The organism is Yokenella regensburgei, assembly GCF_051486985.1.
GTDB lineage: Bacteria > Pseudomonadota > Gammaproteobacteria > Enterobacterales > Enterobacteriaceae > CBFFRJ01.
Genome location: NZ_JAHVDV010000013.1, coordinates 46,919 through 62,858, shown reverse-complemented (window position 1 = coordinate 62,858; position 15,940 = coordinate 46,919). Strand labels below are relative to the sequence as shown.

The window sequence follows — 15,940 nt, the reverse complement described above, 5'->3', positions numbered from 1 at the left end:
TTGCAAAATAAAAAGCCAGGCTTTTACGCCTGGCTTTTTTATTTACTGAGCGTAATCAGAACACCGCAGGGAAGAAGGAAAGCCCACGCGCCAGCAGGTTCGCCGGGTCTTTCGCCGGTTGCTGACCATGATTTTCCAGCGTCAGATTCTGCAACTCGCCGTGCACATGGGTGTTTTCCAGCACATAGCGGGTAAAACGCACTTTCGCCCACGGCCACGCCAGGAACAGCGTTACCATGCACACCAGAACGTTGGTTACCGACAGCCACATCACACGACCAATAGTGACGGTTGAGGAGAAGTGGATGTTTTGCGCCAGCGAAACCTGCGAATAGATGTAGTTACGCATTTTCACGAAGGCGAAAATAAAGCAGAACAACGCCCCGAAAATATAGACAAAGTAAGCCAGCACCATTCTGCTGTAGAGCGGCCCGGCCAGCACTGCCAGTTGCTCAGGATCGCCCCCTACCACCGATGAGTACTGCATCAGGGTCATCAGGGCCGGAACGACAATAAACATCGCCAGCGCAAGGAACGGGAACAGCAGCAACATTGAGAACAGCGCAATCATAGTACATTTCTTGATGGAGAAGCTGCCGGCAAATTTCTGCGTGCCATACTGCAGGTTATTTACCAGCATACCGTACCACTGCGCCGTGTAGATCCCCTGCATTACGGCCATACCGAGCAGCAGACAGAGCGAACCAATGCCAATACCCACAAACATCGCCGTATAAGAACCCGTGCTCATGGTGCTGGTCATTATTCCGGAGAAAATAAGAACGGAGACCACCATGATGAGCAACGGACAACCCAGCATCACCCACCAGGCGCGCAGCGGGCTGGCATAGAAGCTGAAACGGACATTGTTAATTTCCGTCATCAGCATCTGATAGCGCAGACCCTGTGTCACCAGCCAGGGAAAGAAGATCAAAAAGAGCCCAATCATACAAAAGGATAACAGGACGTTATTGTGGACCATGTTTACAAAAAAGATAACGTAAAGCACCACCAGGCAGAGCCAGCCGATGAATACCGAACTGCCGGTGGCATGGTAAGAAAAACGCGCCCCTTCCAGTTCCGTATTAGCATAAAAATAACGGCGTGCACGTACTAATGCCCAGGGTAAAAAAAGTCCCATCGTGACAATAGTCAGTAAAATATTAACCAGCCAGATCCAGAAATAGCCGGCACCGCTCCCCTGGAACGTAAAATTCCGTGAGGGTGCTGCCGTAGCACCTTGAGTTTCGAAAGACATAACAATCCTTATCGTAAATAGAACAACACCAAATAAGCCACACTACCATTGCGGTTTTTATTGCCGTTATTAAGTTTAGTTAATTTTGTACTAAAAATGTAGCGACTAATATTACTGGGATTGTCAGGGTATGCTGATGATGCTATAGCGGGAAAACAGGCGGAAAAACTGAGAGTGAAATAAAGGCCGAAGTACGCTTCGGCCGGCAAGGTTAAAGAAAGGGAATCACCGGCATCACGCCGCGAGACACCGTTGCAACCACACCTTTATCCACCTGTTCATTGTGGTCAGTCAATGCCACGCTGGAGAGGCAACCTTCTACCCAGGAGTGGCGGGCCTGATAGCGGATAAAGCGCATCTTCATCCACGGATAGGCTAAGCCACAGGTTATCATCGAGACGAAAACCAACTGCAACAACTGGACAACAACACCGTAAAATGTCAGGGTTGAGGCAAAACGAATGCGCCCGTCTGCCAGGGTTAGTCCATTCATAAAGTGGTTGCGATAGGCCTGCCAGATATAAGCAGAGGAGAGCAAAATCGCCGCGAAGTAGAGCAGGTAGCACAACAAAATCAGCCCAGGGAAATGCGAAATCACCTCGTTGTCTGAACCGCCCATCCTCCGCAGCATGTCCATATTGCTAAACGACAGTGAGAAGCAGTAGAAAATCAGCCCTAAAAAAGGGATTAAAATACACAGCGAGAACAGGCAGGCTTTAATACAGAATTTCGTGCTGACATGAATATCAAATTTATGCACGCCAAACTGCCCGCTCTGCCCAATCAGGGAGAGCCATCTGGCATAGACATAGCCATTGATCCCGCTCAGGCCCGTTATTCCAATTAGCGCAAGGAGAATGATTTTCACCAGCAAACCGTCAAAATTATAACCGTTGAACATCATATACCCGAGGCTAAATAAAACCGTGCATAAAATAAGGGTCAACAGCGTGGGCAGCCCCATTATTATCCACCAGGCGCTTTTCATCGAACAATGAAATGCAAAGCGGATATTATTCAGCGTGGTCATCAGGGCATTATATTGCAGGCTTTTTACCATCAGAAACGGCATCACCAGCATGATAACAAACAGAGTCAATGAGCTTACAAAAGGATGGAGCAGCCCGGCGACAAAGACAACAATAAACAGGATTATCGCCATGAGTAGCCAGCTCAGAAACAGTGCACTCCCCTTTGCGTGGTAGCCAAAGCGTGCGCCGTTGAGTTCGAGATTTTCATAGAGGTAACGGCGGGATCGCACCATCGCCCAGGGCATGTAAATACCAATAGTGATAAGCGACAGAAAAATATTGACTAGTGAAATTAAAAAATAGTCCAGACCTTTACCATGAAATATAAACGACTGCCTTACATCATTCTTAAAACGGATATCTCCGTGCATAAAAACATCATCCTTAAATATAAGCATTGAATAAGCAAATAATGATTATCACTTCCGTGAGCGCGCTACGATAACGTATCGACCAATAAATGGCATCTGTATTAAACAACTTGCACGCACTTTCAGAGAGTGCTATTAAATACGCCAATTAATAAGTTTGTATTATTGAGTGTATGTATGAATGTAGTGGCTAAACAGTGCGTAACATTACGCCCAATTCGTGCCTGTGATAATGCCGTTATCGCCGCCGTTATCCGTCAGGTTTCCGCAGAATACGGTCTGACTGCTGACAAAGGCTATACCGTGGCCGATCCTAATCTTGATGAGCTTTATCAACTCTACAGCCAACCGGGCCATGCCTATTGGGTGGTTGAGCAGGATGGCGTTGTTGTGGGCGGCGGCGGCGTAGCACCACTGAGCGGTAGCGAGCCGGATATCTGCGAGCTGCAAAAGATGTATTTCCTGCCCTCAGCGCGTGGCCTGGGGATGGCAAAAAAACTGGCCCTTCTCGCCCTTGATCACGCGCGTGCGCAGGGGTTTACGCGCTGTTATCTGGAGACTACGGCCTTTCTGAAAGAGGCAATAGGCCTGTACGAACACCTTGGCTTTATGCATATTCATGAGCCGCTCGGCTGTACCGGGCATGTGGATTGCGAAGTAAGGATGTTGAAATCACTTTAAACCATGCCTCCCTCACGTTGTACGGGAGAGGCAAACCGCTTACTGATATTCCGCGGTCAGCCGAATAACGCCCACAACACTCACCAAAGCGGTAATGCCGCCTCTTTAACCGCCCTGGAAAGATGTCACGCCGTGAGAAACAGAACAACCGCTTCTGACAGGTCAGAGCGGCACGCCGCTGTGAAAGCGGAATTCGGCATCAGGGGTGCTGATCAAGGCGGCTTCAACCTCACCAAAATAGCGAATACGTGGCGTAATGTCGGTCTTTGAAATTTGCTGCGCCAGCGTCAGGTAATCCTGATAATGGCGGGCCTCCGAGCGCAATAGTGACAGATAGAATGCTTTTAGCTCATCGTCCAGATGCGGTGCCAGCGCCGCAAAGCGCTCGCAGGATCGCGCTTCGATATAGGCGCCACAGATGAGCTTATCGATAAGAGTCAACGGTTCATGCGTGCGCACCCCTTTCAGCATACCTTTGGCGTAACGACTGGCGGTGATTTTCACATAGGGAATATTGCGCGCTGTCATGGCTTCACGAACCTGCCAGAAATGGTGCAACTCTTCTTTAATCAGCAATACCATGCTGTCGATTAATGCCTGTCCCCACGGATCCTCCGTTTTGGGCATCGCGCCTTTGGCTACCTGTTTTTGCAACGTATTGAAATCGGGCTCTGGCCCTTCACGAAAGGCGAACGCCTCGTAGGGTTTCAGCCATTCCAGCAGCATGTTGGCCCCTTCTTTACTGGCAACGTATTTACGCACCAACAGCATGGCCGTTTGCGCCGCTTTCAGTTCGCAGATCAGATGGTCGGTGAGTAACAGAGGCAGATGTGCCGGGTCACGGGCTTTGTCTATCCAGGCTTGCGGGGTCGTGCAGTGCAGAAAGTGTAAAACCGGAGAGAGTATTTGCGGGTAATCCATGCCTGTTCCTTGCAGTGCGGCAGCCGAAGCCGCCGCAGGGGGATTTAGTGACGCACGCCGTCGTCGTCTTCATCCTCATAATCGTCATCACCTTCGTCGCCGTCTTCACCGTTCGGGTCTTCGTAGTAGGTGCCCCAACCGTCGTATTCGACTTCAAATTTTTCTGCGAGATCCATCAGTTGTACAACCTGAGCATCAATCAGATCGGCATTCAGTGCGCTCTCAGAAAGCAGGTCGCAGCAGATAACGACTTCGCCATCTTCCAGCTCCAGCTCTTCCGGCTCGGTCACTTCATAGCCCATCTTAAAGGCTTCGACCGCCACTTTTTCCAGAGTTTCGAAGTCATCTGCCGACAGGTGATGCTCAATGGTGTACAGCGCATCAGGATCGCTGCCGTCTTCCAGCAATTCTTCAATAATCAAACGCGTCTCTTCGCGCTGCTCTTCCAGTTGTTCCGGGTTCGCCATGGCTCATTCCTCATAATGTGGCAGATAGACTTATTGTCACATACCGCCGTCAATGCCTCCACTCCTGGGAGAAAAGATTTATTCATAGCGCTTGAAAATGAATATTAATACATATAAATTGAATTTTAATTCAATAAGTGGCCAGCCAGGTGAGGGAACCATGACGACGTTTTACCAAAAGCACTTTTTAAAATTACTCGATTTTACCCCTGAACAAATCAACACCCTGCTACAACTTGCCGCCCGGTTAAAATCTGATAAGAAAAAAGGTCAGGAAGTACAAAAGCTTACTGGTAAAAACATCGCGCTCATCTTCGAAAAAGACTCCACTCGCACCCGGTGCTCTTTCGAAGTTGCCGCATTTGACCAGGGCGCTCGCGTCACTTATCTCGGCCCAAGCGGCAGTCAGATTGGGCATAAAGAATCAATTAAAGATACTGCGCGCGTGCTGGGAAGAATGTACGACGGGATTCAGTATCGTGGTTACGGCCAGGAAATCGTTGAAACGCTGGCGGAATTCGCCGGAGTACCGGTATGGAATGGCCTGACAAATGAGTTCCACCCGACCCAGCTGCTGGCCGATTTACTGACCATGCAGGAACACCTGCCGGGAAAACCCTTTAACGAGATGACCCTGGTGTATGCCGGCGATGCGCGCAATAACATGGGTAACTCAATGCTGGAAGCCGCCGCCCTGGTTGGCCTGGATCTGCGTCTTGTCGCCCCGACCGCCTGCTGGCCGGAAGAGCGCCTGGTGACAGAATGCACGGCGCAGGCCAGGAAGAACGGCGGCAACATTACACTGACTGAAGATATTGCCGCAGGCGTGAAGGACGCGGACTTTATCTACACTGACGTGTGGGTCTCAATGGGCGAGGCAAAGGAAAAATGGGCAGAGCGGATCAGCCTGCTACGCCCGTACCAGGTGAACAGCCAGATGCTGACACTGACCGGCAATGCCAATGTGAAATTCCTTCACTGCCTGCCGGCATTCCATGACGACCAGACCACGCTCGGCAAGAAAATGGCGGAAGAGTTTGGTCTGCACGGCGGGATGGAAGTGACGGATGAGGTGTTTGAATCAGCCGCAAGCATTGTGTTTGATCAGGCTGAAAACCGGATGCATACGATTAAAGCGGTGATGGTGGCGACGCTGGCTCCGTAATCATTTCCACGGCGCGCTACGCCTACCGTGGCGACACTCAGGCGTAGCCCGGATAAGCGCAGCGCATCCGGGAGAATCACCCGCATCTCAAAAATTGAATTTATACCGCTCGGCAACGATAAGCTGCTCGCCGTAGTGAATAGGCTGGTAGTCGGCATCCAGAATCAGCGTCTTCATTAAAAACAGCGGCTCTCCGAGCGGCTGTTCCAGCAACGTTGCCGTCTCGCCGTGGGCGCGCACCATCTCCACGGTGGTTTCCCCGGCATGGGTCGGGCAAATCGCGTACTTTTCGCGTAAAAGCTGATACAACGAACCGCTCAGATCTTCCTGCTGTAAAAAACCAAATCGCTTGAGTGAGTAGTAGTTATTCTCCAGCATCAAAGGTTGGTCCCCCGCGCGACGCAGGCGTTGAATATAGAGCAGCGAGTCGTCGTCAGCTAAGCGCAGCGCTTCGCGAATATGGTGATAATCGTCGAGGATAGCGGTACGCAGCACCTTGCTGGCGGTAGTCAGATGGCTACTGTCACAGGCATCGGTAAAGCTCAGCAGATGCACCACTTTACGTTCAATCTTCGGCAGACAAACAAAGGTACCCTTTCCCTGTTTCTTAACCAGATAGCCTTCGTCCACCAGCTCTTTAATAGCGTTACGCACCGTCACACGGCTAATGTCATACAGCTCGCTCAGCTCAACTTCGGTGGGTATTTTCGCCCCTTCCGTAAGTTTGCCGGAGGAGATATCGCTGAGGATTTTATCCTTCAACTGTCTGTATAGCGGGACAGCGGTCTGCTGTTGCAGTCCATTACTCAACATCGCGTATTCACCAACAGGGCCAATGATTTGAACCCGGATTATAGTCGATGCGCGCACGGCAAACTATGCCGGCGCGCATAGCGCGGTTAAACCCAGGCGGAGATGGCCGCAAAAATGGCGCTGGTGATCCACAGCAGCGGAAATAGGCGCATAATCACCCGCAGCCACTGACCAAACCCTACGCGCGCAATCGACAACCCGGCCAGCAGCACACCGCCGGTGGGCGAAATAAGATTGGTCAGCCCGTTACCAAATTGATAGGCCATCACCATCGCCTCTTTATTGATATTAACCAGATCGCCCAGCGGTGCGAGCACCGGCATGGTTAACGCCGCTTCCCCCGAAGAGGACGGCACGAAGAAGGTGATGATGTTATGGCTCAGCAGCATCAGCGTCGTAAAAGCATACTGCGGCAAACCATCCAGCATTTCCGACAGGCCATAGAGCAGGGTGTCGATGATTTTGCCGTTTTCCGCCACCACCAGAATGCCGCGCGCCAGGCCGATAACGACCGCGGCATAGACAAACTCTTTGCAGCCATCGACAAAGCTTTCCGCCACATCGCTCACAGACATTCTGCTGACGATACCGGCAAACAGCCCCAGCGCTAAAAAGACGGTACCAATCTCCACCATATACCAGCCACGGGTGATGAGCCCCCAGGAGATAACCGCCAGCGCGAGTACAAAGGCGATGATGATCAACCGGTCACTCAGCGAGAAGTATACCGTTCCTGTCTGCTCTCCCATAAACAGCGTGCGGTTCTGGGAGTCGCTTTCATACGACGGTGATTTGCTCGGATCACGCTTCACGCGATGGGCGTACCACATGGTGAAGATAATCGACATCGCGGTAAAAACCACCCAGGCAATGGCGCGCAGCCAGAGCTGTGGGTTGCCCTGAATACCGGCAACGCCCTGGGCGATAAGCACGGAAAAGGGGTTGGTCATCGCGCCGACGTAGCCAATCTGCGTCCCCAGAAACAAGATCAAAATGGCGGTGAGGGAGTCATAGCCCAGTGCGAACATCAGTGAAATGAAGATGGCATAGAGCGGAATGACCTCTTCGCTCATGCCGAAAGTCGCACCGCCCAAGCTGAACAGCGTCATAGACAGCGGAATCACCAGAATCCCTTTGCCTGCCAGCCGCTGCGCCAGCGCAAGCAGGCCGCGCTCAATGGCGCCGGTCCGCATAATGATGCCAAACGCGCCACCGACTATCAGCACAAAGGCGATCACATCGGCTGCTTTAATGATGCCTTCTAAGGGAGCGGCAAGAATTGCCGAAAGTCCCTGTCGTAAGTCACCATCAGTGGTGACTTTTTCAAGTACATGATAAGAGCCGGGCACCACCAGGCTTTTGGTCTCGCCACCCGGTAAAGTGACCGCGTGATAGTCAAAGCTGCCGCTGGGGATGCACCACGTTAAAACGGCAACCACAACAATGATAAAAAAGATCAGAGCGTAGCAGTGGGGTACGGCCCATTTTATTGTTGGAATACGCATAATCTGCCTCGGTAAGAATTCGCTTTATCGCCTGTCATCACGTCGTCTGTGCGCGTGAAGGCGGGCGTCTATAAAACATCGTGTGTTGTACGGCCATCCATCAGGGTCAGCACCACTCGCGCGTTACGCACTTCATCATCGGCACAGGTGAGCAGGTTGCGGTCGAACACGGCAATATCCGCGCGCTTGCCCACGGTCAGACTTCCGGTCTGTGCCCCCATGCCATGCTGAACGGCGGCGTTGATGGTCCAGGCTTTCAGAAGCTGTGTTCGCGTCATTCCGTGTTCGCGATACCACCCTTCTGGTGGCGAACCATCGGCAAAATGGCGACAGCAGGCCGCATAGATCGCATCGGGAATACTGGGGATAAACAGCGGCAAATCGGTGCCGATGGTCACCAGAACCCCGGCATTGAACAGCGCGGCATAGTTAAAGAACTGCCTCTCCCTGGCTTCGCCTCCGCGCTCACGCATATAGGCGTCAGACGCGCTCTGATTAAGCAGCAGTATCTGCGCGTAGACCTCAGCAGAAAGGTCCAGTGCGGCAAGACGTGGGATATCGTCCGGATGCGGGCACTCGAGATCGCTTAAGGCGTGATGGCGCACTCGAGGAGGATTGACGCGGTGACATTCAGCGAAAATATCGATGCAATGACGTATGGCGGCATCCCCTTCGGCGTTCAGGCAGCAATTAAGCCCAAGCCGGTCGGCTTCCAGCACCTGTTGGCGCAATACCGCGTAATCCACCGGTTTTTCGTTATGCGTGTGCGGCCGGTCAGTATAAGGCTGCAACATATCGCCGGTGTAATCGGCAATCACGCCATCTACCATAAATTTAAAGCCATGAAAACGCAGCCGGTAAGAGTGAAAACGGTCACGCGCCTGGCGGGCAAAAGTAAAATTAGCGGCGCTGGCCACTGGCTCACTGACCAGGCTGACGCGCAGTGACAGTTCATCATTCGCCTCAAGCCCGGCCCAGGCGTCCAGCAGCGCGGGGGCATCATCAAAACAGACATCTTTAATTGCCGTTATACCGCGCGTCGCCAGCATCGCCATAAAGGCGCGCAACTCTTCTTTTACCTGCCCCACGTCGTTAAGCATTTCTGTAAGCAGGTGCACACGTGCCTCCGCGCTACAGTCGTCAGGCGTGAACCCGTAGCGAGCGATCGCTGCCTGATTCATCCAGCAGTAGCTCTTGTCACTATTAATCGCGACCACCGGGCGATGGGGAAAAGCGTCGTCAAGTTCTGCACTGTCAGGCAACGCTCCCCACTGCGCCGCAGACCAGCCCCACGCGTAAAGGCTTTTTCCGGCAGGCAGACCCTGCTCCGCTTTTTTGAGCAGCGATAGTGCCGCCGCGCTAGTGTTCGTGGCGCTAAGATCTACGCCGCGATGCATGCTCATATACCCCGTGAAAAAGGTGTGATTATCACAAAAACCAGGACAAATTAGCCGCTCGCCAAGATCGCGAAAATGGGTAGTGGGGCCGCGCCACGGGCGAATATCTTCATCGTTTGCAAGTATCGCTGAAATAACGCCGTGGCTTATAACAATATATCCAGAAAATAATTCATCGCTGTCGGCAGTAAATATATTATCCGACCGCAGAATAAGATCGGCAGTATGATATTCAGGCATAACTCTTTCCTTATTGGGGAAAAAGCGCAAAACCGCGCCCCTTCCCCTCATAAAATGAGCGAAATAAAAACCTATTTAGATAGCGTTATTTAATAGCGAACACCGTAGCCGAAAGCCCCCTCTTTGAGGCAGATTTTCGCCGAAAATAATGCGGCTTGCTTAAGGCTTGCAGGAATCGCTTCTTCATCCGGGGTATTTGTCTGTGCAAGATAATGGCACAGGAAGGCGGTAATAAACGCGTCGCCTGCCCCCATCGTATCCACAGGCGTGACATATTCCGGGGCCTGTTGATACCACTGCTTGCCATCAAACAGAATTGCCCCTTCGCTGCCACGCGTGGCACAGACAATCCGACTGCCGCTATTATGCGCCTGCTGAATAATGCCTCGCGTCTGCTCAAGGCTGTAATCAGCGCAGGAGAAAAAGGCAAAGTCGACATACTGACAAAGCGGCAACGCCTCTTCGAGCACAAAATCATCCGAGAAGTCATACGAGACGGGCACACCCAGTTGCTGTAATGCCGGAAGCTGTTCTTCCATATAGCTATAACAACCGCTGTGAATGAGAGAATATTCCCGCAGATAGTCCGTATGATGGAAAATAAAATCCATTGAAGTTGTTTTACGAATACCTCCGGCATTTGATCCGAGAAATATTCGCTCGCCATTCTCTATTTTAAGCTGCGCACAACCATTCTCCCCGGAGACATATAAACAGTGCGGATGTTTGACACCCAGTTCGTCCAGTACGGAAATAACATGTTCTGCCGCGCTGTCATTGCCAAAAATGCCCAGATACGCCGCTTCATAGCCCAGCATAGAGGCATAAGCTGCAAAATTAAGCGCATTGCCGCCTGGGTACATCGTACGAATATGGGCATACTGATCGACGACATTATCGCCAACGCCTATGACTTTCATCATGCTCTCCTTAATACGCGACTTGTCCCATATAGCGACGTGTTTCCAGCGGGTGTTGACGAATATCCGCCAGCGCCGAACGATATTCACACATAATGCTGTAGAACAGCACCGGGTTAAAGAACTCCACGACGCGGGGAGGAAGTACGCCAATACCCAGCTCTTTTGCATCAACCACTTCCACTTTTTCTGCGTAGGTGGAAAGGAAAGCGTTAGCCCGCTCATCCATCACGCGCGTGCGACCTTCGTTCATCAGTAAGATAAACGGCGTCTCTTTATCGGTCACTTCAAACGGCCCGTGGAAATATTCGCCGGAGTGAATGGGCGCGGCGTGCAGCCACTGCATCTCCATTAACGAACAAATGGCGAAGCCGTAAGCATGGCCATAGGACGCACCGCTGGAAAGGATATAAAACAATTTTTCGTCCTGATAAAGACGGGCAAAGCGCTGGCAGCGGTCAGCCACCTGTTGACGCGCTTTTGCAATAACGCCGTTGATTTGTTCCATGCCCTGCTGAAAATCCGCATAAGGCGCATACCCTTCCACCTGATTGAGTACCTCGACGCACAGGCTGAGGATAATCGCCATCGGGTTATCAACGACATTGGTATCGTTGCCCCAGGCATACAGAATGTTATGGCTGGCGTGCTGAATAAGCTTCGCCTGTTCGTTGTGGGTCAGGGTCACGGTTTGCGCCTGATGCGCACGCGCCAGTTTTGCCGCCGCGACCGATTCCGGCGTATTGCCGCCGTGCGAACAGACAATGACCAGTGAGTTTTCACTGAGGGTTTTCGGGGTGGCATAAACAAATTCATTCGCGGTGTACATGCCCACATGCAGCGTGGTGGCTTCGCTGTCGAAGAAGTATTTTGCCGGATACATATCCACCAGCGAACCGCCACATGCCACCAGAAACACCTGGCGAATCCCGCCATTGTCTTTAACATTGGCCGCCAGTTTTTCAATAATTTCTTTGATATTCATAACGTTGAAAATCTCCACATAAGTTAGACGCAGGGATATTGAATTCGGGATAACATTAATACGTTATAATACGTATTAATGAGATCGCCATCATGTTTTCGTTATGCGATGTGGTAAGGGGAAGCCAGGCAGGGAGGGAAAGTGGAAAGCCAGATTCGTTGGGTGCGCTGTTCGTGTAGCTCTGATAAGGGGTGAGGGGTAGCCAGATGTTTTCCCGGGTGTGCATGCGCTTACCCGGGCTACGACCGGTTTTCTCCCTCTCCCCCCGGGGAGAGGCCAGGGCTAGGGGGGAAAATGCGGCTCGGGAGGTGGGTTCCGTTCACCTTATGTTCATGGCGAAATGGATCTCCGGACACGTGAACGGGTAAAGGGGAACACCGCGTTCCCCTTTACAATCTCTGCGGCCCCGCAAAGAAATCGGTGCTTCGCACGGCGATCGCTCTCCTCGCCCGGTAGGATGAGGGGAAACGGGTAACGCGAGTCAGGCTACTAAAACCTTCACCACCACTTTGCGCACCTGCGCAGGCGCACCGACGGCGCACAGCGGTTTATGCACTTCGCCGGGATAGAAGACCACAAAATCCCCTTCGCTCAGGGTGAAGGTTTTTTCCTCGTCGCCTTTCGGCAAAAACGCAATGTCTTTATCCGCCAGCCAGTCGGTATCCGGCGCACCCGCAGGCAGGGTGCTGAACGTCATGCCTTCCTGACCTTTCAGGACAATCTGGATATCCAGATAGCGCGCATGATACTCCGCACGGCGCTCGGCGAAAGGCTGAGTCATATCTTCTGACACCAGGTAAAACAGGCGGCTGCCGTCGATGTCATGTTTACCGGTTGGGGTGGCCTCGGTGACATGCGCTTTAATATGTTCAATGGCCTGGCGCAGCTCCTGCGGAAGCCAGCTCTGGAGGTGGTGGATATTGCCAACGATCATGATTCACTCCTTAATATAAAACAATGTTTCATTTTTTCTTTTATACGGAAAAACCCTGTTGGCTACCACCCCTTTCTGCCGAAGCTTTGCGCTAACGCATGTTTATTCCAGCGATCTCCCCTCCGTACCTGGCCCATGCAGGCACATCAGTTAATTACCCATAAATTATGCATTTATATGCAAATAAACCGATTGCTTATGGTAAATGTTGCATTAATCGCTTGATCGACCAAAACAGCTGAGTATAATCGCGGACAATTTGCCGGGAGGAAGCATGGTCCAGTGTGTTCGACATAGTGTCCCTGGGCGTCTGAAAAAGGACGCTGGCCTGCCGTTTTTCTTTCCGCTGCTTACCCCATTCCACAGCCCCTCTATTGAGGGGCTTTTTTTTGCGCAGTCGTCAGGAGATAACCATGGCTAATCCGCTGTATCAAAAACATATCATTTCCATAAACGATCTCAGCCGCGAAGAACTTGAACTGGTGCTGAACACTGCTGCCCGACTGAAAGCCAACCCGCAGCCAGAGCTGCTCAGGCACAAAGTGATCGCCAGCTGCTTCTTTGAAGCCTCTACCCGAACCCGCCTCTCCTTCGAGACCTCTATCCATCGTCTCGGGGCGAGCGTGGTAGGCTTCTCGGACAGCAGCAACACGTCGCTTGGCAAAAAAGGCGAAACCCTGGCGGACACTATCTCGGTTATCAGCACCTATGTGGATGCCATCGTGATGCGCCATCCGCAGGAAGGGGCCGCACGCCTTGCGACCGAATTCTCCGGCGGCATTCCTATCCTTAATGCCGGTGATGGCGCGAACCAGCACCCGACGCAAACGCTGCTCGATCTCTTCACCATCCAGGAGACTCAGGGCCGCCTGGAAAACCTCAACATCGCGATGGTCGGTGACCTGAAATATGGCCGCACCGTCCACTCGCTGGCGCAGGCCCTGGCGAAATTTAACGGCAACCGCTTCTACTTTATCGCCCCGGATGCGCTGGCCATGCCGCAGTACATTCTCGACATGCTGGATGAGAAAGGGCTTGCCTGGAGCATTCACGCCAGTATCGAGGAGGTGATGGCCGAGGTGGACATTCTCTATATGACCCGTGTGCAGAAAGAGCGTCTCGACCCGTCTGAATACGCCAACGTGAAGGCGCAGTTCATTCTGCGTGCCAGCGACCTGACCGGAGCACGTAGCAATATGAAAGTGCTGCACCCGCTGCCGCGCGTGGATGAGATAACGACCGATGTCGATAAGACGCCACACGCCTGGTACTTTCAGCAGGCAGGCAATGGCATCTTTGCGCGTCAGGCGATTCTGGCACTGGTTCTGAATAGTGATTTGGCTCTGTAGGAGGAAACGACAATGACACAGGATAACAAACTCCAGGTTGAAGCCATCAAACGTGGCACCGTAATTGACCATATCCCGGCACAGATCGGCTTCAAGCTACTGTCCCTGTTCAAGCTGACCGAAACCGACCAGCGCATCACCATCGGCCTGAACCTCCCCTCCGGCGAAATGGGCCGCAAGGATCTGATTAAAATTGAAAATACCTTCCTGACGGATGAGCAGGTCGATCAGCTGGCGCTGTATGCGCCGCTGGCGACGGTAAATCGTATCGATAATTACGAGGTGGTGAGTAAGTCACACCCGAACCTGCCGGATCGCATTGATAGCGTGCTGGTCTGCCCGAACAGCAACTGCATCAGCCACGCCGAGCCGGTGGCCTCCAGTTTTGCCGTAAAAAAACGCGCTAATGATATCGCCCTGAAGTGCAAATATTGCGAAAAAGAGTTTGCCCACTCGGTAGTACTGCGCGGTTAATCATCGGGTCGGGGTGAACAAAGCAGAGCAACAGGCATGCAACTTAAAGCATGATGGGTATAATGGCCCCGACCTTTTTACCGCTGTTCTTCAGGAGATAACATGACTAAAACTATCGCGACGGAAAATGCACCAGCAGCAATCGGCCCTTACGTACAGGGTGTTGATCTTGGCAGCATGATCATCACTTCCGGTCAGATCCCGGTAGATCCGAAAACCGGCAGCGTGCCGGAAGAGGTGGCAGCCCAGGCGCGCCAGTCGCTGGAAAACGTTAAAGCCATCGTCGAAGCCGCTGGCCTGAAAGTAGGTGACATTGTTAAGACAACGGTTTTCGTGAAAGATCTGAACGATTTCGCCACCGTTAACGCCACCTATGAAGCCTTTTTCGCAGAGCATAATGCGACCTTCCCGGCGCGCTCCTGCGTTGAAGTGGCCCGCCTGCCTAAAGATGTGAAAATCGAGATTGAAGCCATCGCGGTTCGCCGCTAGTCGCTGTCAGGCAAGATAATCCGGGTCGAAGCGAAGCCTGGATTATCTTTTCTCCTCATCGCCCCCACTTTTATTCCCCCAGTAGACAGGTCGCGCCACGGAGGTTCAGCAATGGCAAATGCACGATTTACAGAAGAGCAGATTGCGGCATTTCTGCAGCAGGCCAAAGGTGGCACACCGGGTAATGAACTGTGTGAGAAGTATGGCTTTAGCATGAGCACGCTTCGTCGCTGGGAAGAACAGCATGCCAGGCGCATTCGCGGTGACTTAAAGAAAATGGAAACCACAGCATCATTCGTCTTTCTCGGCTTCCTGGTTACCTCCGTATTGCTGGCACTGATTTTCTCGAAGGCCGTCGCTATCTGGACGATCCCTCTTTTCCTGGTTTACTGCGTGAGTTATATCTGCCGCTACCGCGCACTGTCTGCGAAACATATCAAAATAGGCGATACCTTCCTCGCCCGCTCAGGTGTGGGCACGGGTAATGCGTTTTATATGTTTAGCTGGACCATCCTGATCCTGGTTCTTGCCTCATTGGGATACGGGTTGATCCGGCTTATCTTTGAGTAATTGGCCTGTGCAGTCAGTAAAGGAATAAACCAATACTTTGCCAGTGTTGGTTAATGTCACCGAGTCCTTTGCAAGATTCTCGATCGTCCAGTTATACAACTCCATTGGGCTTGTAGTGTGAGATTCAATATATTTAGAGAGGCAAACCCGCCCCGTAATCCAACTTATTCTGGAGCGATAAACATTCAACTTCAGCACATCAGCACCTTCGTCTCGTACTCTTTCCAGGGTAAAAATCATTTCGTTGTCAGTTCTAAAACTGACAAGATCGTTATATCTCTGAGCTGAACCAATTAAAAAGACACATACCAATAGTACGAGCAGTAGAAAAACAACAGTTCGTCTGTGCTGCCGTAAAAAATGATTCATC

Annotated in this window: 17 protein-coding genes and 1 pseudogene; 7 read left to right on the top strand and 11 right to left on the bottom strand. The window is 51.9% G+C overall.

Going from position 1 to position 15,940, the window contains the following annotated elements:
• Nucleotides 1-55 precede the first annotated feature (55 nt).
• A complete protein-coding gene (locus KXR87_RS11190) occupies nt 56-1,258 on the bottom strand; it encodes a YjgN family protein (RefSeq protein ID WP_437432340.1) in 1,203 nt (400 codons plus the stop codon).
• A gap of 211 nt (nt 1,259-1,469) precedes the next feature.
• Nucleotides 1,470-2,660 (bottom strand): YjgN family protein, encoded by a 1,191-nt coding sequence (locus tag KXR87_RS11185; RefSeq protein WP_437432339.1) that lies wholly within the window; start codon nt 2,658-2,660, stop codon nt 1,470-1,472.
• A 177-nt stretch (nt 2,661-2,837) separates the two neighbouring features.
• Here KXR87_RS11185 and KXR87_RS11180 point away from each other — a divergent pair, with 177 nt between their 5' ends.
• Nucleotides 2,838-3,341 (top strand): GNAT family N-acetyltransferase, encoded by a 504-nt coding sequence (locus KXR87_RS11180; RefSeq protein WP_437432338.1) that lies wholly within the window; start codon nt 2,838-2,840, stop codon nt 3,339-3,341.
• 162 nt (nt 3,342-3,503) lie between these two features.
• Here KXR87_RS11180 and miaE read toward each other — a convergent pair whose 3' ends face one another.
• Both miaE and rraB read right to left on the bottom strand, forming a co-directional pair.
• Nucleotides 3,504-4,262: a tRNA isopentenyl-2-thiomethyl-A-37 hydroxylase MiaE gene (gene miaE / locus KXR87_RS11175; protein WP_437432337.1), complete on the bottom strand. Its 759-nt coding sequence runs from the start codon at nt 4,260-4,262 to the stop codon at nt 3,504-3,506.
• A gap of 44 nt (nt 4,263-4,306) precedes the next feature.
• A complete protein-coding gene (gene rraB, locus KXR87_RS11170; RefSeq protein ID WP_437432336.1) occupies nt 4,307-4,729 on the bottom strand; it encodes a ribonuclease E inhibitor RraB in 423 nt (140 codons plus the stop codon).
• A gap of 160 nt (nt 4,730-4,889) precedes the next feature.
• Between rraB and argF the strand changes: the two genes are divergently transcribed.
• Nucleotides 4,890-5,894, top strand: coding sequence for an ornithine carbamoyltransferase (argF, locus tag KXR87_RS11165; RefSeq protein WP_437432335.1), 1,005 nt, complete (start codon nt 4,890-4,892; stop codon nt 5,892-5,894).
• An 87-nt stretch (nt 5,895-5,981) separates the two neighbouring features.
• Here argF and KXR87_RS11160 read toward each other — a convergent pair whose 3' ends face one another.
• The 7 genes and pseudogenes from KXR87_RS11160 to KXR87_RS11130 form a co-directional block, all read right to left on the bottom strand.
• A complete protein-coding gene (locus tag KXR87_RS11160; protein WP_437432334.1) occupies nt 5,982-6,707 on the bottom strand; it encodes a GntR family transcriptional regulator in 726 nt (241 codons plus the stop codon).
• An 86-nt stretch (nt 6,708-6,793) separates the two neighbouring features.
• Nucleotides 6,794-8,212 (bottom strand): YfcC family protein, encoded by a 1,419-nt coding sequence (locus tag KXR87_RS11155; RefSeq protein ID WP_437432333.1) that lies wholly within the window; start codon nt 8,210-8,212, stop codon nt 6,794-6,796.
• Between the two features lie 68 nt (nt 8,213-8,280).
• Nucleotides 8,281-9,849, bottom strand: a complete 1,569-nt coding sequence (locus tag KXR87_RS11150) for an amidohydrolase (RefSeq protein ID WP_437432332.1) — start codon at nt 9,847-9,849, stop codon at nt 8,281-8,283.
• A gap of 89 nt (nt 9,850-9,938) precedes the next feature.
• Nucleotides 9,939-10,769, bottom strand: a complete 831-nt coding sequence (locus KXR87_RS11145; protein ID WP_437432377.1) for a PfkB family carbohydrate kinase — start codon at nt 10,767-10,769, stop codon at nt 9,939-9,941.
• Nucleotides 10,770-10,779: 10 nt separating this feature from the next.
• Entirely contained in the window at nt 10,780-11,754 is a 975-nt protein-coding gene (locus KXR87_RS11140; RefSeq protein WP_437432331.1) for an SIS domain-containing protein, read from the bottom strand.
• Nucleotides 11,755-12,235: 481 nt separating this feature from the next.
• Nucleotides 12,236-12,688, bottom strand: coding sequence for a YhcH/YjgK/YiaL family protein (locus KXR87_RS11135; RefSeq protein ID WP_437432330.1), 453 nt, complete (start codon nt 12,686-12,688; stop codon nt 12,236-12,238).
• Between the two features lie 202 nt (nt 12,689-12,890).
• A pseudogene (locus KXR87_RS11130) lies at nt 12,891-12,983 on the bottom strand (hypothetical protein); the annotation flags it as partial.
• Here KXR87_RS11130 and pyrL point away from each other — a divergent pair.
• The 5 genes from pyrL to KXR87_RS11105 all read left to right on the top strand — a co-directional run bounded on the left by pyrL (nt 12,963) and on the right by KXR87_RS11105 (nt 15,570).
• Nucleotides 12,963-13,109, top strand: coding sequence for a pyr operon leader peptide (gene pyrL / locus KXR87_RS11125; protein ID WP_437432329.1), 147 nt, complete (start codon nt 12,963-12,965; stop codon nt 13,107-13,109). The pseudogene KXR87_RS11130 and the gene pyrL overlap by 21 nt on opposite strands.
• Nucleotides 13,102-14,037 carry an aspartate carbamoyltransferase gene (pyrB, locus tag KXR87_RS11120; protein ID WP_437432328.1) on the top strand — a complete coding sequence of 312 codons (936 nt, stop codon included), beginning with the start codon at nt 13,102-13,104 and terminating at the stop codon, nt 14,035-14,037. Before pyrL ends, pyrB begins: the two co-directional genes overlap by 8 nt.
• Nucleotides 14,038-14,049: 12 nt before the next feature.
• Nucleotides 14,050-14,511 carry an aspartate carbamoyltransferase regulatory subunit gene (gene pyrI / locus KXR87_RS11115; protein WP_437432327.1) on the top strand — a complete coding sequence of 154 codons (462 nt, stop codon included), beginning with the start codon at nt 14,050-14,052 and terminating at the stop codon, nt 14,509-14,511.
• Between the two features lie 102 nt (nt 14,512-14,613).
• Nucleotides 14,614-15,000: a 2-iminobutanoate/2-iminopropanoate deaminase gene (gene ridA / locus KXR87_RS11110; RefSeq protein WP_437432326.1), complete on the top strand. Its 387-nt coding sequence runs from the start codon at nt 14,614-14,616 to the stop codon at nt 14,998-15,000.
• 111 nt (nt 15,001-15,111) lie between these two features.
• Nucleotides 15,112-15,570, top strand: a complete 459-nt coding sequence (locus tag KXR87_RS11105) for a transposase (protein ID WP_437432325.1) — start codon at nt 15,112-15,114, stop codon at nt 15,568-15,570.
• Nucleotides 15,571-15,940: the final 370 nt, after the last annotated feature.